This is a genomic window from Stenotrophomonas sp. YJH_SMC_33, from assembly GCF_059372295.1.
Genome location: NZ_JCAFVJ010000001.1, coordinates 150034 through 170107, shown reverse-complemented (window position 1 = coordinate 170107; position 20074 = coordinate 150034). Strand labels below are relative to the sequence as shown.

Here is a 20074-nt window from a genome sequence, read left to right as displayed (position 1 = left end):
CCATGATCCTGATCGGCCAGCAGGAGCGGGTGGTGGTGGTCGGCCCCACCGAGGCCCACCACTGCCTGCGCTGCCAGACGGAAACCGAGTTCGCGCCCCAGTTGCGCTACAAGATGGCGCGCATCGACCTGCTGTTCGGCCTCACCTACCATCGCCGTAATGAGCTGGCCTGCACCCGGTGCGGGCACGGCTGGGTGCTGGACACCGACACCATGGACCAGCAGCTGGGTGGGGTGCCGATCCCGTGGCGGCACCGCTTCGGCCTGCCGCTGATGCTGGTGGTGGTGGCCGGTCTGGCGGCGTTGGGCTGGCTGTGGCGGCATGGATTCCTCGGTTGAGGAGCGGGCCTGCTAAAGTCTGCCCTGCAATCACGTACCGGAAGCGACCATGGACCACGACACCCCGTTCGACCCCCTCAACGACCTCGAGGTGCGCCTGCTGCAGGCCCAGGACGGCACGCTGACCGCAGCGCAGTTCCTCGATGGCCTGCTGACCTCGACGGCGTTCGTGCTGCTGGACAAGGCCATTGGCGAAGATGGCGCCTGGGACGAGAGCATCTCGCCGCTGGTGCTGACCAGCGAAAGCGGCGAACCGATGTTCGCGGTATTCACCGCCCCCGAGCGCGCGGGCCTGTGGCACGAGCAGCTGCCGCAGTTTGCGCATGCCATGCCGATCGCGGTGCACGCGCTGCTGGCCGGTATCGGCGACGGCGTCGGCCTGGTGCTGAACCCGGGCCTGGACGTGGGCATGGAGATGATTCCCGATGCCGTGGCCCAGCTGAAGCAGCGTGCGGCGGCGATCACCCGTGGGATGGCGCACTGATCCAGGGAATTGGGGTTGCCGGCCAGCGGCCGGCACTACCCATGGGAGTCGGTGCGCGGCCGCCACGGCGGTTGCGGATCAGCGGGCGGCGGCGATGGCTTTTACGCGCGCCTTGGCCAACGCTTCACCGATGGCCGGGCCCTTCAGATGGGTGGTATCCAGGTCCCGCGCCTGTACTGACAGCGCCGCCTGGTGCAGGCGCTTGAGCGTTTCGCCCTGTGGGTAGTCGGCGTCCTCGAAGCCGAGCCGGCCGCGCTTGTCGGCCTCGCAGCACAGTGCGATGCGGGCCACGCGTTCCGGCCGGCGCAGCGCATCACAGCGGCCCAGCAGTTCCAGCACGGTGGCATCGCGCAGTTCATCGATGCGGTGCACGTTCAAGTGCTCGCGGCACACCGCTTCGGCCAGCTGCTGGTGTTCGGTGGGAATCTTCAACCGCGCACACAGTGCCTTCAACGGCTTGATGCCGCGCTGCTCGTGCATGATGTGGCGCGGCCATTCCTCCGGCGGGGTCAGGCCCTTGCCGAGATCGTGGGTGAGGGCAGCGAAGCCGACCAGGTCATCGCCGGGGGCGAGCTTCGCGGCCATGTCGCTGACCATTTCCTGGTGGATGCCGGTGTCGACTTCCGGGTGGAATTCAGCACGCTGCGGTACGCCGTACAGTGCTTCCAGTTCGGGCAGGATTGGGCCCAGTGCCTGCGCATCGTGCAGCGTGCGCAGGAAGGCGGAGGGCCGTTCACTGACCAGCGCCTTGCGCAGTTCCTGCCAGACGCGTTCCGGCACCAGCGCGTCCAGTTCACCGCTGGCGGCGACCTCGCGCATCAGTGCCATGGTCTCTTCGGCGACGGTGAAGCCCAGTGGTGCAAAACGGGCCATGAAGCGCGCCGCGCGCAGCACGCGCAGCGGATCCTCGACGAAGGCCGGCCCGACATGGCGCAGCACGCGCTGTTCCAGGTCACGGACACCGCCATAGGGATCGACCAGCGTGCCGGTGTCTTCGTCGCAGGCAATCGCATTGATGGTGAAGTCGCGGCGCTGCAGATCTTCTTCCAGCGTCACCGCCGGATCGGCATCGACCACGAAGCCGCGATAGCCACGGCCGGATTTGCGCTCGGTGCGCGCCAGCGCGTATTCCTCGCCGGTCTCCGGGTGCAGGAACACCGGGAAATCGCGGCCGACGGCGGTGTAGCCCTGCGCTTCCATCTGCGCGGGCGTGGCACCGACCACCACCCAGTCATGGTCGCCGGCAGGTCGCTGCAGCAGGCGGTCGCGCACGGCGCCGCCGACAAGATAGATCTTCATGGTCGGGATCATCGCATGCCCGACTTGTAGAGCCGAGCCCATGCTCGGCTGCTTAGGCGGTAGCGCTACCGGACAGAACAGCAGCCGAGCGTGGGCTCGGCTCTACAGAAGGAGGGTGATCAATCGCCGCCCTGCTCGGCGTCGGCCGCGCAGCTGAAGCGCTTGCGCTTGTCCACCAGGCGGCCCATCAGGCGGTCGCTCAGCGGCAGCGCATCACCATTGAGGCGCCAGTCGTAGATCACGCTGAAGGCCAGCACGCGGGCAACGTACTCGCGGGTTTCCTTGTAGCTGATGGTCTCGATCCACAGGTCCGGATCGAAGCCCGGGCGCTGGCCCTGCCAACGTGCGGTCGGGGTCGGGCCGGCGTTGTACGCGGCGATGGTCACGTACGGCAGGCCGTCGTACTTGTTCATCAGCTGGCGCAGGTAGGCGGTGCCGATCGCGATGTTGGTGTCCGGGTCGTACAGGCTGTCGGCGCCGCCGTAGCCGGTCAGGCCGATGGACTTGGCCACGCTGGCACCGGTGGCCGGCAGCACCTGCATCAGGCCCATGGCGTTGGCAGGCGAGCGCGCACGCGGAGTGAAGGTGCTTTCGGCTCGGATCTCCGCAGCCACCCAGGCCGGGTCGATGGCATTGCGTGCCGACTCGCGGCGGATGGTGGCGTCGTGGTGCAGCGGGAAACGCAGGTCGTACAGGCGCTGTTCCTGCGGCTGCTTGCCGAGCGCGAACACGGCGCGGTCGAACCAGCCGTTGTCCTGCGCGACACGTACCGCCAGGCGGCGCTGGGTGTCATCGAAGCGCGACAGCGCGCTGTTCCATTCGGCCACGGCCCAGCTGGCGCGGTCGATCTGGTACAGCGCCATCGCGCGCTGGATGGCCGGGTCGCGCGCGACCGCTGCCTGTGCCTGCGCGCTGTCATTCGGCTTCCACGGGCACAGCGTGTAGCCCTGCTGCAGCTTGTCGGCGGCCAGGAAACCGTGGAAGGTCGGTGCGCGTGCGGCTTCGCGGAACAGCGGCTGCGCCTGCTGGGCCTGGCCGGTCTTCTCCAGCATCCGGCCTTCGAAGTAGCGCCAGCGCGGGTCGCTGCGCTGCTTGCTGCCCATCTTGCGGATGGCGGTCAGCGCCGCCGGCCAGTCGCCGCGCGACATCGCTTCGCGCACGCGCCATTCGTGCAGGCGTTCGTCATACGCCGATTCCGGCACCGCGTTGAGGCGGCGCGCCGAATCGGGCAGGTAGGACGCCACCGTCCACAGTGCGATCTGGTATAGCACCTGGCCCTGCTGCGCGGCACTCAGGCCCAGCGCCTGGGCGTACTGCGGCAGCTGCTGTTCGGTGGCGGCCGGGTCGGCCTTGGCCAGCTTGGCCAGGCCATCGGTGGCGATGCGCCGGCTGCGTTCGTTGCGCGGCCAGTTCAACGCGCTGGCATTGGGCTTGTCGACAAAGGCAGCGTAATTGTTCGCCAGCGCCAGGTCGGTGGCAGGCAGGCCACGTGCGGCGCTGCGCATCACGGCCGGCTGCTGGGCGTCGGCGGCGGCATCGATGCGTTCCCAGCGCAGGGCGTCGCTCAGGCCACCCTGCGCCTGCAGCACGGCGAAAACGGCATCACAGCCGTCCGGCAGCGACTTGCCGTTCTTGCGCCACAGGTCCTGCGCCTCGCTGATCCACTGCGGATCGACCTTGCCCGTCACCTGGCGCGCGGTCAGTTGCGCACAGCGCAGGCCGGCGTTGTCGGTGGGCACCCAGTTGGCGAGCAGGGTGGGCCAGTCCTGGCGGCGTGCGACCGAGGGCAGCCACACGCTGCGGAACGTGTTGGCCACGGCCTGGCCGTCATAGCGCTTGAGGAAGGCCTGTGCCTGCGCGGTATCGACGGTGTCGATGTTACGGCGCAGGTTGGCGTACTCCAGCCATCCGTAAGCCGGATGGCGGCTGAGTGCAGCGGCCTGGCCGGGATCGAACTGGCCGCGTTCGGCGGCTGCGATCGCGGCCTTCAGCTGCGCGTTCTGGGCGTCGAGGGACTGGGCGTTGGCGCAGCCGATCAGCAGCGTGGTGGCCAAGGGCAGCAGGGACAGGGCAGTTGAAGTGCGTCGGGTCATGGCGACCAGCATAGCGGGCGATGGCTGAATTCAGTTTCGCATTGCGTGCACGCCGAGCGTCGGCAACGACAGCTGAATGACCCCGCGCAGGCCACTGCCGCAGGGGACGGGAGGCGTCGTAACGTCGGCCTTGGGCGAACGGCCCGGCTGCAGGGAGCGGCACATGGCGTTCAGTAGCGCAGGAAGAAGCGGTCCGCTGGCGGACATCAATGTCACGCCACTGGTGGATGTGATGCTGGTGCTGTTGATCATCTTCATCGTGACCGCGCCGATCGTGGCCCGGCCGATTGCCGTGCAGTTACCACAGGCCACCGATCGCACGATCGATCGCCCCGAACCGCCGCCGCCTATCGAGCTGCGCCTGGATGCTGCCAACCAGCTCAGCTGGAATGGCCAGCCCATGACGATCAGCGAGCTTCAGGCGCGCCTGCAGGCACAGGTGGGCGAACATGCCGGCAACCTGCCGGAGCTGCGCATCGCCACCGATCCGGCGGCCGAGTACGAAGGCATGGCGAGGATTCTGGCCGCGGCCGAGGCGACCGGTATGGAGCGGATTGCCTTCGTGCGATAGAGCGTTGTCTCACTGCCGCTCATGCGGTGATTGCTGCATGGGCGGCGCTTGCCCCGCTGACAGCGTCGCATCCAGGATCCGCAGAAAAGCCATTTCAATCTGCGCTGGAACCGGGGTCGGATTTGCTCGCCACTTTCCGCTCTCAGGGTCATGTTCAACGTCGAAAGCAGTCAACTCGGCTCTTCGAAATCCACCACAACCGTCAGTCCCTCTCCCGAGGCCAAGGCCGCATTGCTGGGAGAGGGGTAGTCGTTGCACTCGATCACGCCGCCCGCTCTCGATTCGCCTGCCAGGAAAAGAAGCAGCGTCATCACCATCGTAATGCCCGGCGCGCCACTTGCTGGTTTCATGATCGATCCTCCTGCGATTGGCTGGAGGTTCGAGTCTGGACCGGACCAATCAGCGGGGCCTTCTGAATCAAGCAATTTCAGACTACTCCTGAAACGGTTCGGCAAAGACCTGTTCGATAAATGCGGCAACTCCCGGCGCGCGATGTCGCGGCCGGCATCAAGGCCGCGTGCCGTGAACACCATCGCAAGGTCATAACTGCAGCTATCGGACGCAAAGCGCCTGTAATTGCGTCAATTCCACGTGAAAGAGTGTCGACCGTCACGCCGGGCCTTTTACCACTTGTTTACAAAGGAGACGCTGCCGCCATGCAGGGGGGAGCGCGGCAGTCCATGTCCCGACATTCCTTTGGAGAGAGAGCGAATGAATCACCTGCACCACCGCCCGTTGGCGGTTGCCGTCGCGCTGTGCGTGATGGCCCTGGCACCGCTGGGTGCCGCTGCACAATCCACCACCAACCTCGATGCGGTGGAAGTGACCGGCACCCGCATCAAGCGCGCTGAAGTCGAAGGCCAGGTGCCGATCCAGACATTGACGCGCGGTGACATCGAACGCACCGGCCTGACCTCGATCGGCGAAGTGCTGCAGCAGCTCACCGGCTCCGGTTCGGCGCTCAACGCCAAGTTCAACTCGTCCGGCAACTTCGGTTTCCCGCCCGATGGCAGTGGCGTGGGTGCCGGCTCGGCGCAGGTCGACCTGCGCCACCTGGGGGCCAAGCGCGTGCTGGTGCTGGTCGATGGCATCCGCTGGGTCAATGAGTCGTCCGCCTCCGGCGTCGGCTCGGCCACCGATCTCAATACCATTCCGCTGGCCATCGTCGAGCGCATCGAAGTGCTGGAAGATGGCGCGTCGTCGCTGTACGGTTCCGACGCCATTGCCGGCGTGGTCAACATCATCACCCGCCGTGACTTCGATGGTGGCCAGGTGACGCTGAACTACGGCGAGTACAGCAAGGGCGACGGCACCCAGAAGGGCGTGGATCTGGCTTGGGGCAAGAGCGGCGACCGCTTCAGCCTGTTCCTGGGCGCCAGCTGGACCAAGCAGGATCCGGTGTTTGCCAAGGACCGCGAACAGTCGCGCTTCCCGATTCCCGGCACCGGTCTGGCCTTCGGCAGCGGCGGCATTCCGCAGGGCCGTTTCATGTTCACCGACCCGAACACCGGCGCGGTGCAGAACATCGTGCCCAATACCGGCGTGAGCAATCCGCGCTACGACGGCAGTGCCGGCTGCAGCCGCACGGATGACTACCACTGCTTCGCTACCGCCGACCGCTTCAACTTCGCCGAATACAACATGGTGCTGACACCGTCGGAGCGTAAAGGCCTGTTCGGCCAGTTCCGCTTCGACATCACCGACAACGTGCAGTGGTACGTCAAGGCACTGGGCAACCGTCGCGAGTCGACCAACCAGGCCGGCCCCGAGCCGCTGTTCTTCGGCCCCGATGGCGCCACCGGCAATCCGCTGGCCGACAACATCACCGTGTCTGCACTCAACCCGTACAACCCGTTCGGGTTTGACCTGGTAGCGGGCGACAACCTGAGCCTGATCGGCCGCCGTCCGGTGGAAGGCGGTGCGCGCGTGTTCAAGCAGGAAGTGGACACCACCTATTTCGCCACCGGCCTGGTCGGTGACTTCCATGCCGCCGACCGCAGCTGGTACTGGGACGTCAACGGCATGTACAGCAAGAACAAGGCCGAACAGACCAACTACGGCAGCTATGACATCTACAAGGTGAACATGGCGCTGGGCGATCCGGCGGTGTGCGCGGCCACGCCGGGCTGCGTGCCGCTGAACATCTTTGGTGGCGTCGGTTCGATCACCCCGGACATGCTGAAGTGGATCCAGCCGGTGGTGCGCGACCGCAGTCAGAACGAGCTGAGCCTGTTCACCGCCAACCTGTCCAGCGAGCTGTTCTCGCTGCCGGCAGGTCCGGTGTCCTTCGCCACCGGTTTCGAGTACCGCAAGTACAAGGGCTCCTACCAGCCCGATCCGCTGACGGTGATTGGTCACTACAACGGCGTGCCGTCGCAGCCGACCTCCGGTTCCTACGATGTCAACGAGGCTTACCTGGAGTTGAGCGTGCCGATCTTCGCCGATTCCTCGTTCGGCAAGAAGCTGGACCTGAGCCTGGCCGGCCGTTATTCGGACTACTCCACCTTCGGTGGCGAGTTCACGCCCAAGTACGGCCTGCGCTGGCAGGTGACCGATGATTTCGTGCTGCGCACCACCTACGCCGAGGGCTTCCGCGCGCCGTCGATCGGTGAACTGTACGGCTCGGCGGCGCGTGCCGACCTGCAGCTGTTCGATCCGTGCTCTGTGGGCCTGGGCGGTACGCCGCCGCGTGGCAGCGCGGCCAACTGTGCTGCGCTGGGCGTACCGGCCGGGTTCCAGCAGGCCAACTCGCAGATCTCGGTGACCACCGGCGGCAACCGCGAGCTGGACCCGGAGCGCTCGCGCAGCTTCAGTGCCGGCTTCGTGTGGAGCCCGTGGTTCGGCAACAATGCCTCGTGGTCGGAGCGCTTCGATGTGGAGGTGACCTTCTACCGCCATGCCATCGACGGTGCGATCCAGGCAATCAACGCGCAGACCCAGCTGGACCTGTGCGTGGAGACGCTGGACCCGATCTACTGTGATGGCATTACCCGTGCAAGCACCGGTGCGGTCAGCAGCTTCAACAACCGCCTGACCAACCTGGGGTCGATCAAGACCGACGGCTGGGATGTGGATCTGTTCTGGACGCTGCCGCAGACGTCCATCGGCCAGTTCAAGCTGGGCTGGAAGAACACCTTTGTCGGCCGCTACGAGGCCACCGGCGCGGCCGGGCAGAAGCAGCCGCAGAAGCCCGGCGTGGAAGTGGCTGACAGTTCGATTCCCGAATGGACCAGCAACGCCAGCATCGGCTGGACGCTGGACCGCTGGAGCGCCAACTGGACGGTGCGGCACATCTCCGAGCTGACCGAGAACTGTGGCGATGCCGCGGCCTTCCCGGTGTGCAGCAACCAGGCTGCGGGTACCAACACGCTGTCGGCCACCACCTTCCACGACATGCAGGTGGGCTACAAGATCGACTGGATGAAGGGGTTGCAGCTGACCGCCGGCCTGAACAACGTGTTCGACAAGGATCCGCCGATCTGCCTGTCGTGCTCGTTGAACGGCTACGACGCCTCGACCTACGACATCCCGCGTGGCCGTTACTGGTACCTGCGCGCGGACCTGCGCTTCTGATGTGAGGGTGGCAGCGCCGGACAGTTCCGGCGCTGCCTTGCGGATGTAGCGCCGAGCCCGCGCTCGGCTGATTCTCTGAGCCGAGCATGGGCTCGGCTCTACAGGTGCGGCGCGGTCGTACCCCGCGTCTGATCAGAACGCCCAGGTGAACGTCAGCGAGCCGTTGCGGCCATCGCCGTAGGCACCGTAGCCGTTGATCTGCGACAGGTACTTCTTGTCCAGCAGGTTGTTGAGGTTGGCCTGCACGCTGAACTCCGACGAGATGCGGTAGCGCACGAAGGCGCTGACCAGTGCGTAGCCGCTCTGCTCGATGCGGCCGTAGGCCGGCACCGGGTAGTAGATGCGGTTCTGCCAGTTGGCACCGCCACCGACGGTCAGTGCCTGCAGCGACTGCGGGGTGTAGCTGGTGAACAGCTTCAGTGCGGTCTGCGGCAGGTTGGTGTTGATGTCGGCGTCGTTGATGTCCTTGGCCACGTAGCGCGACGCACCGAAGGTCGCATTCCAGCCCGGGGCGAGTTCGCCGTTCACCTCGAACTCGAAGCCGCGGCTGACGGTGCCGCGTGCGGCGCGATAGGCGAACTCGTTCTGGCTGCCCTGCACGGGTTCACCGGTGGCCTGGCCGACGTTGTCCTGTTCGATGCGGAACACCGCCAGCGAGGCATTCAGGCGGTTGTCGAACCACGCCCCCTTGACGCCCACTTCGTAGCTCTTGCCATCGACCGGATCGAGGTAGCTGCCGTTGCGGTCCTTCAGCGTCTGCGGCTGGAAGATTTCGGTGTAGCTGGCGTAGGTCGAGTACGTCCCGTTGATGTCGAAGACCAGGCCAGCGTACGGCGTGGTCACCTTGTGCGCGCGGTCGGCGCCTTCACCCTCGCTCTTCCAGTCAGTGTAGCGTGCGCCAATGATCAGCTTCAGCGGATCGGCCAGCGACAGGCGCGCGGCCGCGTAACCGGCCTTCTGCGTGATGGTGCCCTCGCTGGCCAGGGCCAGCGGGTTCCAGTTCGGCTCACCGATCTTGCCCGTCCAGTTCAGATAGCTGGCGAACGGATCCCAGGTCTGGCCCGGGCCACCGACCTGGTAGTCGCCGTAGTTGGCGTACTCGCGCCTGTTGTAGCTGAGGCCGGCCATCAGCTGGTGCTCGCGGCCGAACAGCTGGAACGGGCCGTCAATGTAGCCATCAACGCCGGTGACCTTGCGCTCAGTGTTGTAGAAGCCTGCGGATGGCGAGATGCCCGCGCCGGTGGTCCTGTCGAAGTTCGATTCGCCCGTGGTCCAGTCGTTGTAGGCCGGGTAGAACAGTTTGTCGTCGGCCTTGGTCTCATCGTGCGTGGCGCCAACCTTGAACTTCCAGCCATTGCTGAAGGCGTGCTGCAGGGTGGCGAAGGCGCGCTTGCTGGTGGTGTCCCAGTAGGTCCAGTCCGGGCTGGCGTTGAACGATTCGTCGTAGCCGGTGCGCGAGCCATCCGAATACAGCATCGGGAAACCGCCCCAGGTCGCGCCGTTGGCGCGCTTCTGCTGGTAGTCGTAGCCCACGCTCAACTGGGTGTCCGGAGTCAGGTCGGCGTCGATGACGGCATAGCCCAGCGTCTTGCGCTGGTTGTAGCGGTCCATCTGGCCATCGGTGTCCAGGTAGCTGCCGATTACGCGGCCGCGCACCGTGCCACTGGCGTTGAGCGCGCTGCCTACGTCCACGGTGGTGCGGGTGCGGCCCCAGCTGCCGACGTTCACCGACACGCTGCCGGCCAGCTCGGCACTGTCGGCATGCTTGCGGATCAGGTTCACCGACGCGGACGGATTGCCGGCACCACTGAGCAGGCCGGTGGCGCCACGCACCACTTCCACGCGGTCGTACAGCGCAAGGTCCAGGCCGGAATCACCGTAGCTCCAGTTCTGCACCATCTGCGTGGGCAGGCCATCGAACTGGTAGGCGTCGATGTAGAACCCACGTGCGTAGAACTCGGTGCGCTCGCTGTCGGACTGGGTACTGGTCACGCCGGTGGTGTTGGCCAGCACGTCGATGATGTCGTCCAGGTTCTGATCTTCGATGCGCTGGTGGCTGATGATGCTGAGCGACTGCGGGATCTCGCGCGGTGCCAGGTCGAAGCGGGTACCGGCCGAGGTTCGGCGCACCGAATAGCCTTCGGCGCGTTCGCCCTTGACCACTACCTTGTCCAATGTGGTCGGGTCGGCGGCGGTGTCGGCGAAGGCGGCCGGGGCCGGGGCCAGGGCGCAGAGTGCAACGAGTACGGCAACGGACAGCCGCTGCGGCTGCGGGATACGGAAGGCGGAACGGGTCATGGGGGTCCTGGACGAGCACGCGCGCTCGGCCGGCATCCAGAAGGCGAGGCGCTACGGGGGGAAACGGGCGGGCAGGCCGTCCTGGCACCACCGGAAACGCAAGAAATGGTAATACGAACTATTCCTATTTACAAATCATGAACGAGGTAGGCACTCACGCGGGCCGCGACGCAGCGCATTGGGTTCAGCGCAGCAGCGGCAGCGGATCGCGCGCGCCATCGGCGCCGTAGATGCCCCAGTGCAGGTGGGGCGGCGTGCCCTTGGCATTGCCGCTGTCGCCTACATGCCCGAGCAGGTCGCCGGCCTGGACCACCTGGCCGCGCGCCAGGCCCTCGGCCCAGTCGTCCAGATGGGCGTAGTAGTAACGTTCACGCCCGGGCCCGATCACCCAGACCTGGCGGCCACCGAGGCCGCGCTCGCTGACGTCCGCGATGACGCCGGCAGTGACGCTGCGCACCGCGGTGCCGCGCTTGGCGAAGATGTCGATGCCGGCGTGGGAGCGGTCACGGCCACGTGGTGCGCCGAAGGTGTTGGCGATCTGGCGTGGCCGCACGCCGTCCACTGGCACCGGCAGTTGCGTGGCCGGCGGCATCCGCGCGAGTGTCCACAGCATCTTCGGTGCGGCGGCCCAGGGACTGTTCCACAACGCCATCATCGCAACGACGGCAATGGCCAGCCACAGGCCGCGCAGCAACCAGCGGCGCAGGCGGTGGGCGTGGGAGGGCGATGTGTTCATGGTCTCCGACTGTAGCGCCGAGCCATGCTCGGCGGCTGTTACTTTGCGGTCAAAGCGCAGTCGAGCATGGCTCAGCGCTACAGAACCGGGGCCAGCGGCACTTTGAAACTGCGCTTCAACGTTCCCAGTGCTACCGAGGTGCGGAAGCGCTCGATGTTGTCATCGCCGCCGAACAACCGCTCGGTGATCGCCTCGTACTCCTCCATCGACGCGGCCGACACCAGCAGCAGGAAATCGCCGTCGCCGGTGATCGAGTAGCACTGCTGCACCGCCGGGTCGTCCTGCACGCGGCGCTTGAACGGCGCCACGTGATCACGCTGCTCGCTGACCACGCGCACTTCGACGATGATGGTCAGCGGTCGCCCGACCTTGGCTGCGGCGACTACCGCCACGTTGGCCGAGATCACACCGCTGTCCTGCAGGCGTTTGATCCGGCGTTGCACGGCCGGGGTGGACAGGTGCACGGTCTCGGCGATCTCGCGCTGCGGCAGGGTGTTGTCCCGCTGCAGCAGGTCGAGGATGGCGCGGTCGAAGCTGTCGAGCACGGGGGCGGTGGCCATGGCGAGCAGAAGTTGCACGAACGGGCTGTCAATTGAGCCAAGTGCTCGGCGCTGGCGCAATAGACTTTGCGCATGCAGACCTCACGACTTGCGCCGATGTTGCCGGCGCTGGCGGTGCTCGGCTCGGTCACCTCGCTGGCCATCGGCACCTCCTACGCAAAACACCTGTTCCCGCTGATCGGCGCCCAGGGCACCAGCGCGCTGCGTGTGGGCTTCTCGGCCCTGTTGCTGCTGATGTTCTGGCGGCCATGGCGCTGGAAGACCAGCTGCGTGGATGCGATCACCATCCTGCGCTACGGGCTCACCCTGGGCCTGATGAACCTGCTGTTCTACATGGCCCTGCGCACGATTCCCTTCGGCATCGCGGTGGCCATCGAGTTCACCGGGCCGCTGACGGTGGCGATGCTGTCATCACGACGCCCGATCGATCTCCTCTGGGTAGGCTGCGCGGCGGTGGGGCTGCTGTTGCTCCTGCCGATCGGCGGTGGCCCCGCGCTGGACCCGGCCGGTGTGCTGTACGCGACGGGCGCTGCGGCCTGCTGGGGCCTGTACATCGTGTTCGGCAAGCGTGCCGGTCATCTGCATGCCGGGCACTCGGTCTCGCTGGGGCTGCTGGCGGCGTCTCTGGTGGTGGTACCGGTGGGCGTGGTGCATGCCGGTGCCGCGCTGCTCGACCCGAAGATCCTGGCGGCGGGCCTGCTGGTGGCACTGGTGTCCAGCGCGATCCCGATGTCGCTGGAAATGATGGCGCTCAAGCGCCTGCCGAAGGAGACCTTTGGCATCCTGATCAGCATGGAGCCGGCCGTGGCCGCGCTGTGGGCGATGCTGCTGCTGCACGAGCACCTGCATGGATTGCAGTGGCTGGCGATCGGTTGCACGGTGCTGGCCTCGGTGGGCAGCACGATGACCGCGCGGCGGTTGAAGGCACCCGTCACCGCCTGAAAAAAAGGGGACGGAGGGGATTAAGTCGTTTATGCCCCGATTTAGGGGGCGCCGGGCGGCGCCCGTCGCAGAGCGTGCGGACCAACGGTCCGCACCTACCGTAACGGCGAGTCAGCGCAGGGCGTCGGCCGGGACGTCGATCTGCATCGCCAGGGCGAGGTGATCGGAGAACGCGGCTGGTACGGCTTCCACGGTACGAGTCTGCAGGCCACTGCTGACCAGGATGTGGTCGATGGCGCGGTCGGGGCGCCAGCTGGGGAAGGTCGGCACGATGCAGCCGGGCGGCTGCAGCCGGGTCTTCTGGTACAGCACCTGCATTTCCGGGCGTTCTGCCAGGCAGTTGAAGTCGCCCATCAGCACCGCGTTGGGGTGGTCGGACAGCAGTTCGGCGATGAAGCCCAGCTGCGACATCCGCGATCCCGCACCCAATGACAGATGCGCCACCGCCACCGCCAGGCCGTCGGTACCGTCGCCGAACTTGGCCAGCAGCACGCCGCGCCCGCCGATGCGGCCGGGCAGGGCGTGATCCTGCACTTCAACCGGTTCCAGCTTGCTCAGCAGGCCATTGGCGCTGGATGCGACCCCGCCCATGCGCCGGTTCGGCTGGTGACTCCAGTAGTTGAAGCCGGCGCGTTGGGCCAGGTAGTGGGTCTGGTTGGTGAAGCCCGAACGCAGGCTGCCCGGGTCGGCCTCCTGCAGGCCGACGATGTCATGGTCGCGCGCCAGCGTGGCGATCGCGTCCAGGCTGCTGCGCTTGCGACCCGCCGGCAGCGCATGTGACCAACTGCGGGTCACATAGTCGCTGTAGCGGCGGGTACTTGAGCCGGCCTGGATGTTGGCCGTCAGCAAACGCAGGGTCCGTGTGCGGGGGGAATTCACGGCCGGGAACAACGTCCTTTGGATCAGTGAGCCTGGGCCGCACCGCGTTCGCGGGCGATCAGGTGGTCGGCAATGCGCAGCATGTCCGGGAAGCTCTTGCCCTTCACCAGGTACTTGCCGTTGACGATGATCGACGGGGTGCCGCTGATCTGGCTGCGCTGGGCGAACTGCTTGGCCGAGTTGGTCTTGGCATTCACCGCGAAGCTGCCCATGGTGGCCGCGAACTGCTTCGGATCGACGCCGTAGGCGGCGTAGAACTTGGCGATGTCTTCCACCGAGTCACGGCCGCGCTCGCCCTTCAGGGTCTTCTGCGAGTGGATGGCGGCGTACAGCGCTTCGTGGGTCTTTTCCTGCACGCCCAGGGTCTGCGCGGCGTAGAAGGCACGGGCGTAGTCATCCCAGGTGCCGCCGAACATGGCCGGCACGTAGACGAAGTTCACGTCGCTGGGCAGGCCGGCCTTCCACGGGCCGACCAGCGGCTGGAATGCGGCGCAGGCCGGGCAGACGTAGCCGAAGATCTCGGTCACTTCGATCTTGCCGGCAGCCGGCTGGAACGGCTGGCCGTTCGGGATCACCTGGTAATCGGCGCCTTCCACCGGGGCCGGGCCGGTCAGCGCGGCGGTGGTCGGGGCCGGCGCCGCGGCGGGGGTGGCTTCGGCCGGGGCCTTTTCGCCTTCGGCGGCCGCCGGAGCGGTGCCTTCGCGGCCCGCGGCCGGAGCGGCCGGTTCGGTGGCCGCCGGAGCTGCAGCCGGTTCGGCCGGCGCCGCGGTGGTGTTGGTGCTGCCGTCGTCGGCCTTGCAGGCCGCCAGGATCGGCAGCAGCGCTGCGAGGGCGAGGGCGTAACGGATCTTCATGGAAACGTCTCCAGCATCTGGAAAGGTGGGGGCCGGCGCCAGGCGCCAGCCAGGGGGAAATGATGACATGCGGCGGCGACAGCGCCGTGTCGATGGTGTGTGTTGGTTCAGCGGCCGCGGGCGGCGCGGGCCTGGGCGATCAGGGCCGAGGCGATGCGCAGCTGGTCGTCGAAGCTGTTGCCGCGCACCAGATACTGGCCATTGATGATCAGCGCCGGGGTACCCGGGATCCTGGTGCGCTGGGCGAACGCGCGGGCGGCATCGACCTTCTTCTGTACGGCATCGCCGCGCAGGGCCTGCAGATAACGGTCCGGGGTCACCCCGTAGGCCTTGTAGAAGGTGGCAAGCTCATCGGCCGAAACGTTCTGCATCGGCAGCGAGCCATCCTGGTGCAGGGCCTTGAAGACCGCCGCGTGGCTGCGCTTGGCCACGCCGACTTCGTCGGCGGCGTAGTAGGCCAGGGCCCATGCATCCCAGGCGCCACCGAAGGCGGCCGGGACCGGGGTGAAGCGCACGTCGGCCGGCAGCTTGGCCGCCCAGGCTTCCAGTTGCGGTTCAAAGTGGGCGCAATGCGGGCAGGTGTAGCCGAAGACCTCGACCACCTCGATCTTGCCGGCCAACGGCTGGAACGGGCCCGGCTGCGCGATGCGCTCGTAGTCTTTGCCCTCGACCAGCGGGGCATTGGCGGGGGTGGCGGCGCAGGCTGCCAGCGGCAGCAGTACCAGCACGGACAACAGCAGGCGGGAAATCAACCTCATCGACACGCATCTCCGTTGAAAAAAGCAACGCCGGCGCAGTCGCCGGCGTGAAGGAACATACCGCAGCCGTGGGCCGACGTGGCGGCCCGGGCCGACCAGTGGTGGTCAGGGGGCGGCAGCCGGTTGCGTCGGCGTGGCTGCAGCGGCCACGTCGTCGGCCTTGTTGTGCAGGCCCTGCAGGTAGCTCGACAGCGCCTGCACCTCCTGCTCGCTCAGCTTCTGCGCGACCGTGGCCATGATCTGGAAGTGTGCCTTGTCGGTCTCGTTGGTCTGGCCGGCCTGGTACTCCTGCAGGCGGCGCGCGACATAGCTGGCGTGCTGGCCACCGAGATGCGGATAGGCCGGGCCGGGATTGCCGGCACCGCTGGGGCCATGGCAGGCCATGCAGGCCGGCAGGCCGCGCTTGGCATCGCCGCCGCGGTACAGCTGCTGGCCGATCTCGTAGAACTTCATGCCCTTGTAGGGGCCCTCGGTGACCGCCGTGTCATCGGCGATGCCGGCGTTGGCTTTCTGCGTGGCGAAGTAGGCGCCGATATCACGCATGTCCTGCGGGGTGAGGTTCTGCACGAACGGCACCATCGCCACTGCTGCGCCGGAACTGCGCTGGCCATTGGCGATCAGCGCCATCTGCTGGGCCACGTAGCGTTCGCTCTGGCCGGCAATGGACGGATACATCTCCACCGTGGAATTGCCGTCGACGCCATGACAGGCCGCGCAGGCCGAGGCCTTGGCCTGGCCGGCCTTGGCATCGCCCCAGTGGGTCTTGCTGAAATCCACCTCCAGCGAGGCGGTATTGATCGGCCCGTTGTCGGGCAGCGGGGTCAACGTGGTCTGCGCGAACGCAGCAGCGGCAACGACTACAGCAGTGGCAAGGGCGGATACGGCAAGAACGCGAGCGTGGCGCATGCTGAAGCTCCGTATGGACCGGGCCGGGCGGCGGCCGCCGGCATCGCCCGGATTATCAACGCCGTTTCCGCGCACGGTCAACGCAGCAGTGCAGCAAAATGGCCGCAGCGGCCGCCGGCACGGGCGCGCGGCGCCGCAACATGCGATCCTAGGCACATGTCATTGCTCATCGAACGCGCCCGTTACCACCTTTCGGCCCACAACGTGCGGCAGCTGCCGCCTGACGAAGGCGCCGAAGTGGCCTTCGCCGGCCGCTCCAACGCCGGCAAGTCCAGTGCGCTCAACGCGCTGACCCGCCAGAACGCGCTGGCCCGCGTCTCCAAGACGCCCGGCCGCACCCAGCAGCTGGTGTTCTTCCAGGTCACCCCGGAAGCGCATCTGGTCGACCTGCCCGGTTACGGCTACGCCAAGGTGCCGCTGGACCTGCAGGCGCATTGGCAGGCCTTCATTGACCGGTATTTCCGCACCCGCGAAGCCCTGAAGGGCCTGGTGGTGGTGATGGACATCCGCCACCCCCTGAAGGACTACGACCGGCAGATGCTGTCCTATGCCGTGCAGCGTGGCCTGCCGGCGCACGCGTTGCTGACCAAGGCCGACAAGCTCAGCCGCAGCCAGCAGATGCAGTCCCTGCAGAAGGTGCGCAAGGAGCTGCAATCGGCTTACGGTGACAGCGTCAGCGTGCAGGTGTTCTCCGGCGAAGACCGTACCGGCGTGGACGAAGCCCGCGGCGTGATCGGCGGCTGGCTGGGGCTGGAGTAAGGCATCCCCTGCCTTCCTGTAGAGCCGAGCCTACGCTCGGCTGTGGAATCCCGGCACGCTGAGCGCGGTAGCCGAGCATGGGCTCGGCTCTACACGGGTCATTTCAACGGCGAATACTCCGCCGGCACCCAGGCGTAGGTCTGGCCTTCGCTGCGCACATGGCCCAGGCCGGGGAACGGTAGATGTGCACCAGCCACCCACCAACCATTGGCCGTGGCCTGCTGCAGCAGACTGCGACGGCTGGCGGTGGCCGCCTTGCGGTCCGAATCGGCCTCAAATGCCGCTTCCGGATGCGCGAACTGCACCGCGTGGAAGTGCAGCACATCGCCCCATACCAGCAGTGACTGGCCCTGGCTGTCGAACCGGTAGGAGACATGGCCGGGGGTGTGGCCATGGGTGTCCATCGCCACCGCGCCGCCGGGCAGGGCATCGCCGGGGCTGAAGGTGCGCAGGTGGCCGCTGGCCTGATACGGCGCCACCGCGTTGCGTGCCAGCGGGAAGGCGAAGCGCACGCCCTTCGGCGCGGTGGCCTCGCTGGCCGGGTTGAGCCAGTAATCGGCATCGGCCCTGGACAGCCACACCGTGGCATTGGGGTAGGCCGGCTTGCCCTGCGCGTCGAGTACGCCGCACAGGTGGTCCGGATGGGCGTGGGTCAGCAGCACCTCATCCACCTCGGCCGGGTCCACGCCGGAGGCGCGCAGGTTGCCCAGCACCTGGCCCAGGCCGGGGCCGAAGCACTGCGCGGTGCCGGTATCGACCAGGGTCAGGTGGTTGCCCTGGCGCACCAGGAAGGCGTTGATCGCGGTCTGCAGGCCCTTCTTGTCTTCGGGCACGTAGCGGCCTTCCAACAGGCGGCTGACCAGCGTCGGCGGCACGTCCACCACTTCCTGCCGGCCCAGCGCGACCACGCCATCGAACAGGGCGGTGACCTGCAGCGCACCGACGCGCTGGTGGTAGACGCCGGCCCCTGCCGGGTGGGGGCGGGCGAGGTGGCTTCGGCCAGGGCGGCCAGTGGCAACGAGGACAGGGCCAGCAGCAGGGTGGCGTGCAGTGGCAGGCGACGCAGGGTCATGAGGGGTCTCGGTGGATGACGGGCGGTTCCGTTGGCCTAGCGTGCCGTGGCTGGCGTGTGCGCGGCGCTCAAACCACTACGTGGAATGCTCAGGGAAGGAGTGTTGTCTGCAGGGCTGCGCCCTGCACCCGCAGAGGCAACGGCAACAGCCGAAGCAACAGCAACAGCCGAAGCAACAGCAACAGCCGAAGCAACAGCAACAGCGGGCTATCCGTGGGATGGCGGGGTGGGTCCGGTTGCGGGAGACGCCGTAAACCCTTCCATGGGGGCTTGGCCGCGGCATCCATGCCGCGGACACTCCCGCAACCGGACCCACCCCGCCATCCCACGGATAGCCGCTGTTGCTGTTGCTTTCGCTGTTGCCGTTGCCTCTGCAGGTGCAGGGCTGCAAGCCCTGCCGAACCCCCTCAAATGTCTGTGGGAGCCAGCCCGTACTGCTCGGCGAAGCGCTTGCTGAAACTCGCCACAGACCGATAGCCCGCGCGTGCGGCCACGGTCTTCAACGGCAGGTCCGTGGTGTAGAGCAGCTGCATGCCATGCGCCAGCCGGGCCTCGGTGAGCAGCTGGCGCAGGCTGGTGTCCTCGGCCGCCAGGCGACGGCGCAGGGTCGCGCCGCTCAGCGCGAACAGCGCTTCCACATCACGCGATTGCCAGTCGCGGGCCGGTTCGGCGGCGATGCGGTCGCGGATCTGTTCGCCCAGGCTCGGCGCCTGCGGCAGCAGCAGGTTGCCGTGGCCCTGCCGGCACAGGGTCAGTACCAACGAGGCCAGGGCCAGCCGCGCTTCGCTGTAACGGCCGTCCTGCAGCGATTGCCGCCACTGGCGCAGCACCGCGCCATGATCGATCAACGGCAGTCGCGCCATCGCATGACCAGCGGCGGGAAGCTCCCCGCTCCACAGCGTGCGTGCGGCCGCCAGCACTTCGGCACACAGCGGCACGATGGCGCTGAGGTAGCGGCCACTGCGTGGGTCGGGGGTGTTGACTACATCGATGCGGCATCGCTGGGTCAGCAGCAGGATGTCGCCGGGGATGAACTCCAGCGACTGGTGGGCGGTACGCACCTGCTTGCGGCCTTCCAGCAGGATCGCGAACTGGGGTTGCGGAATCTCCACCGAGCTGGCGCCATGTTCGCGCCGAGCGGTGATGCACGCATAACCTTCGGCGCGTGCGCAGCCGGCCAGACTGGCCATCTCGGCCAGCAGTGCGGTAACTGGCGGCAGCATGCCGGTCATGTCACCTGGGCGCCGAACAGGCGACCGACGCCTGCAGCGGCGGCCATTGCCAGTGCACCCCAGAACATCACACGCAACGCGCCGCGTACCGGCGGGGCGCCGCCGGCCTGGGCTGCCACCGCGCCGGTCAGGCACAGGCCGAGCAGGGTACTGGCCGTGGTCATCATCGCGACCTTGTCGACCGGCGCGAGCAACGCGGTCAGCACCGGCAGTGCCGCACCGCAGGTGAAGGCGCCGGCAGAGGCCAGCGCTGCCTGCAGCGGGCGCGCGCGCAGGGTATCGGTGATGCCCAGCTCGTCGCGCGCGTGGGCGCCCAGTGCGTCGTGGGCGGTGAGCTGTTCGGCCACCTGCCGTGCCAGCGCCGGCTCCAGGCCACGGTGGCGGTAGATCGCGGCCAGCTCTTCCAGCTCGCTGTGCGGATCTTCGTGCAGTTCGCGCTTTTCCATTGCCAGGTCGGCGTCTTCGGTGTCGGCCTGGGTCTGCACCGAGACATACTCGCCGGCGGCCATCGACATCGCGCCGGCCACGGTGCCGGCCACGCCGGTGGCCAGGATGGTCGCAGCGGAGGCGCCGCTGGCGGCCACGCCGACCACCAGGCCGGCCACCGAGACGATGCCATCGTTGGCGCCCAGCACGGCGGCACGCAGCCAGCCGACGCGCTCGGAGCGGTGCAGTTCGGGGTGTCGTGAATGGCGGCTCATGACGTTGAGTGTACGAGGG

At 67.3% G+C, this 20074-nt stretch carries 18 protein-coding genes and 1 pseudogene; 6 read left to right on the top strand and 13 right to left on the bottom strand.

Features of this window, described 5'->3' with window-relative positions; all coding sequences use genetic code 11:
• Positions 1-2 precede the first annotated feature (2 nt).
• Entirely contained in the window at positions 3-338 is a 336-nt protein-coding gene (locus AC5P9W_RS00765; protein WP_495218636.1) for a hypothetical protein, read from the top strand.
• A gap of 49 nt (positions 339-387) precedes the next feature.
• Positions 388-822 carry an SseB family protein gene (locus AC5P9W_RS00760; protein WP_021204661.1) on the top strand — a complete coding sequence of 145 codons (435 nt, stop codon included), beginning with the start codon at positions 388-390 and terminating at the stop codon, positions 820-822.
• 78 nt (positions 823-900) lie between these two features.
• On the opposite strand, the gene AC5P9W_RS00755 is transcribed toward AC5P9W_RS00760, so the two are convergent.
• Both AC5P9W_RS00755 and AC5P9W_RS00750 read right to left on the bottom strand, forming a co-directional pair.
• On the bottom strand, positions 901-2121 hold the full coding sequence (locus tag AC5P9W_RS00755) for a multifunctional CCA addition/repair protein (RefSeq protein WP_206621862.1): 1221 nt from the start codon (positions 2119-2121) through the stop codon (positions 901-903).
• A 119-nt stretch (positions 2122-2240) separates the two neighbouring features.
• On the bottom strand, positions 2241-4226 hold the full coding sequence (locus tag AC5P9W_RS00750; RefSeq protein WP_111102092.1) for a transglycosylase SLT domain-containing protein: 1986 nt from the start codon (positions 4224-4226) through the stop codon (positions 2241-2243).
• A 151-nt stretch (positions 4227-4377) separates the two neighbouring features.
• Between AC5P9W_RS00750 and AC5P9W_RS00745 the strand changes: the two genes are divergently transcribed.
• The gene (locus AC5P9W_RS00745; RefSeq protein ID WP_021204654.1) at positions 4378-4785 is read left to right on the top strand and encodes an ExbD/TolR family protein; all 408 of its coding nucleotides are present in this window, start codon (positions 4378-4380) and stop codon (positions 4783-4785) included.
• Positions 4786-4955: 170 nt separating this feature from the next.
• On the opposite strand, the gene AC5P9W_RS00740 is transcribed toward AC5P9W_RS00745, so the two are convergent.
• Positions 4956-5135, bottom strand: coding sequence for a hypothetical protein (locus AC5P9W_RS00740; protein ID WP_206621861.1), 180 nt, complete (start codon positions 5133-5135; stop codon positions 4956-4958).
• Positions 5136-5547: 412 nt separating this feature from the next.
• Between AC5P9W_RS00740 and AC5P9W_RS00735 the strand changes: the two genes are divergently transcribed.
• The gene (locus tag AC5P9W_RS00735) at positions 5548-8358 is read left to right on the top strand and encodes a TonB-dependent receptor (protein ID WP_425605080.1); all 2811 of its coding nucleotides are present in this window, start codon (positions 5548-5550) and stop codon (positions 8356-8358) included.
• A gap of 132 nt (positions 8359-8490) precedes the next feature.
• Here AC5P9W_RS00735 and fhuE read toward each other — a convergent pair whose 3' ends face one another.
• The 3 genes from fhuE to AC5P9W_RS00720 all read right to left on the bottom strand — a co-directional run bounded on the left by fhuE (position 8491) and on the right by AC5P9W_RS00720 (position 11952).
• Positions 8491-10656 (bottom strand): ferric-rhodotorulic acid/ferric-coprogen receptor FhuE, encoded by a 2166-nt coding sequence (gene fhuE / locus AC5P9W_RS00730; protein WP_111098698.1) that lies wholly within the window; start codon positions 10654-10656, stop codon positions 8491-8493.
• 184 nt (positions 10657-10840) lie between these two features.
• Positions 10841-11392, bottom strand: coding sequence for a M23 family metallopeptidase (locus AC5P9W_RS00725; RefSeq protein ID WP_021204650.1), 552 nt, complete (start codon positions 11390-11392; stop codon positions 10841-10843).
• A 77-nt stretch (positions 11393-11469) separates the two neighbouring features.
• Positions 11470-11952 carry an Lrp/AsnC family transcriptional regulator gene (locus AC5P9W_RS00720; protein ID WP_021204649.1) on the bottom strand — a complete coding sequence of 161 codons (483 nt, stop codon included), beginning with the start codon at positions 11950-11952 and terminating at the stop codon, positions 11470-11472.
• Between the two features lie 72 nt (positions 11953-12024).
• On the opposite strand from AC5P9W_RS00720, the gene AC5P9W_RS00715 reads away from it, so the two are divergent.
• Positions 12025-12894 carry an EamA family transporter gene (locus tag AC5P9W_RS00715; RefSeq protein WP_031270844.1) on the top strand — a complete coding sequence of 290 codons (870 nt, stop codon included), beginning with the start codon at positions 12025-12027 and terminating at the stop codon, positions 12892-12894.
• A gap of 111 nt (positions 12895-13005) precedes the next feature.
• On the opposite strand, the gene AC5P9W_RS00710 is transcribed toward AC5P9W_RS00715, so the two are convergent.
• The 4 genes from AC5P9W_RS00710 to AC5P9W_RS00695 all read right to left on the bottom strand — a co-directional run bounded on the left by AC5P9W_RS00710 (position 13006) and on the right by AC5P9W_RS00695 (position 16291).
• Positions 13006-13743 (bottom strand): endonuclease/exonuclease/phosphatase family protein, encoded by a 738-nt coding sequence (locus AC5P9W_RS00710; RefSeq protein WP_021202520.1) that lies wholly within the window; start codon positions 13741-13743, stop codon positions 13006-13008.
• Between the two features lie 53 nt (positions 13744-13796).
• Positions 13797-14627, bottom strand: a complete 831-nt coding sequence (locus AC5P9W_RS00705) for a thiol:disulfide interchange protein DsbA/DsbL (protein WP_111102090.1) — start codon at positions 14625-14627, stop codon at positions 13797-13799.
• A 107-nt stretch (positions 14628-14734) separates the two neighbouring features.
• Positions 14735-15385 (bottom strand): thiol:disulfide interchange protein DsbA/DsbL, encoded by a 651-nt coding sequence (locus AC5P9W_RS00700; protein ID WP_019660639.1) that lies wholly within the window; start codon positions 15383-15385, stop codon positions 14735-14737.
• A 105-nt stretch (positions 15386-15490) separates the two neighbouring features.
• Positions 15491-16291 carry a c-type cytochrome gene (locus AC5P9W_RS00695; protein ID WP_019660638.1) on the bottom strand — a complete coding sequence of 267 codons (801 nt, stop codon included), beginning with the start codon at positions 16289-16291 and terminating at the stop codon, positions 15491-15493.
• Positions 16292-16447: 156 nt separating this feature from the next.
• Here AC5P9W_RS00695 and yihA point away from each other — a divergent pair, with 156 nt between their 5' ends.
• Positions 16448-17050, top strand: a complete 603-nt coding sequence (gene yihA, locus AC5P9W_RS00690) for a ribosome biogenesis GTP-binding protein YihA/YsxC (RefSeq protein ID WP_014038472.1) — start codon at positions 16448-16450, stop codon at positions 17048-17050.
• A 98-nt stretch (positions 17051-17148) separates the two neighbouring features.
• Here the strand turns inward: yihA and AC5P9W_RS00685 are convergent.
• From AC5P9W_RS00685 to AC5P9W_RS00675, 3 genes and pseudogenes are all read right to left on the bottom strand, one after another.
• Positions 17149-18122: pseudogene (locus AC5P9W_RS00685) on the bottom strand (MBL fold metallo-hydrolase).
• Between the two features lie 407 nt (positions 18123-18529).
• Entirely contained in the window at positions 18530-19354 is an 825-nt protein-coding gene (locus AC5P9W_RS00680) for a helix-turn-helix transcriptional regulator (protein WP_134735873.1), read from the bottom strand.
• On the bottom strand, positions 19351-20055 hold the full coding sequence (locus AC5P9W_RS00675) for a VIT1/CCC1 transporter family protein (RefSeq protein WP_021203944.1): 705 nt from the start codon (positions 20053-20055) through the stop codon (positions 19351-19353). The genes AC5P9W_RS00680 and AC5P9W_RS00675 overlap by 4 nt, the downstream gene beginning before the upstream one ends.
• Between the last annotated feature and the right edge of the window lie 19 nt (positions 20056-20074).

What these genes read in the sequence shown, in the direction of transcription:
- AC5P9W_RS00725 (WP_021204650.1), bottom strand. Translation starts at nt 11,392, where the DNA reads ATGAACACATCGCCCTCCCACGCCCACCGCCTGCGCCGCTGGTTGCTG.
- AC5P9W_RS00750 (WP_111102092.1), bottom strand. Translation starts at nt 4,226, where the DNA reads ATGCTGGTCGCCATGACCCGACGCACTTCAACTGCCCTGTCCCTGCTG.
- AC5P9W_RS00695 (WP_019660638.1), bottom strand. Translation starts at nt 16,291, where the DNA reads ATGCGCCACGCTCGCGTTCTTGCCGTATCCGCCCTTGCCACTGCTGTA.
- AC5P9W_RS00675 (WP_021203944.1), bottom strand. Translation starts at nt 20,055, where the DNA reads ATGAGCCGCCATTCACGACACCCCGAACTGCACCGCTCCGAGCGCGTC.
- AC5P9W_RS00735 (WP_425605080.1), top strand. Translation starts at nt 5,548, where the DNA reads ATGGCCCTGGCACCGCTGGGTGCCGCTGCACAATCCACCACCAACCTC.
- AC5P9W_RS00740 (WP_206621861.1), bottom strand. Translation starts at nt 5,135, where the DNA reads ATGAAACCAGCAAGTGGCGCGCCGGGCATTACGATGGTGATGACGCTG.
- AC5P9W_RS00745 (WP_021204654.1), top strand. Translation starts at nt 4,378, where the DNA reads ATGGCGTTCAGTAGCGCAGGAAGAAGCGGTCCGCTGGCGGACATCAAT.
- AC5P9W_RS00720 (WP_021204649.1), bottom strand. Translation starts at nt 11,952, where the DNA reads ATGGCCACCGCCCCCGTGCTCGACAGCTTCGACCGCGCCATCCTCGAC.
- AC5P9W_RS00765 (WP_495218636.1), top strand. Translation starts at nt 3, where the DNA reads ATGATCCTGATCGGCCAGCAGGAGCGGGTGGTGGTGGTCGGCCCCACC.
- AC5P9W_RS00700 (WP_019660639.1), bottom strand. Translation starts at nt 15,385, where the DNA reads ATGAGGTTGATTTCCCGCCTGCTGTTGTCCGTGCTGGTACTGCTGCCG.
- AC5P9W_RS00705 (WP_111102090.1), bottom strand. Translation starts at nt 14,627, where the DNA reads ATGAAGATCCGTTACGCCCTCGCCCTCGCAGCGCTGCTGCCGATCCTG.
- AC5P9W_RS00760 (WP_021204661.1), top strand. Translation starts at nt 388, where the DNA reads ATGGACCACGACACCCCGTTCGACCCCCTCAACGACCTCGAGGTGCGC.
- yihA (WP_014038472.1), top strand. Translation starts at nt 16,448, where the DNA reads ATGTCATTGCTCATCGAACGCGCCCGTTACCACCTTTCGGCCCACAAC.
- AC5P9W_RS00715 (WP_031270844.1), top strand. Translation starts at nt 12,025, where the DNA reads ATGCAGACCTCACGACTTGCGCCGATGTTGCCGGCGCTGGCGGTGCTC.
- fhuE (WP_111098698.1), bottom strand. Translation starts at nt 10,656, where the DNA reads ATGACCCGTTCCGCCTTCCGTATCCCGCAGCCGCAGCGGCTGTCCGTT.
- AC5P9W_RS00680 (WP_134735873.1), bottom strand. Translation starts at nt 19,354, where the DNA reads ATGACCGGCATGCTGCCGCCAGTTACCGCACTGCTGGCCGAGATGGCC.
- AC5P9W_RS00755 (WP_206621862.1), bottom strand. Translation starts at nt 2,121, where the DNA reads ATGAAGATCTATCTTGTCGGCGGCGCCGTGCGCGACCGCCTGCTGCAG.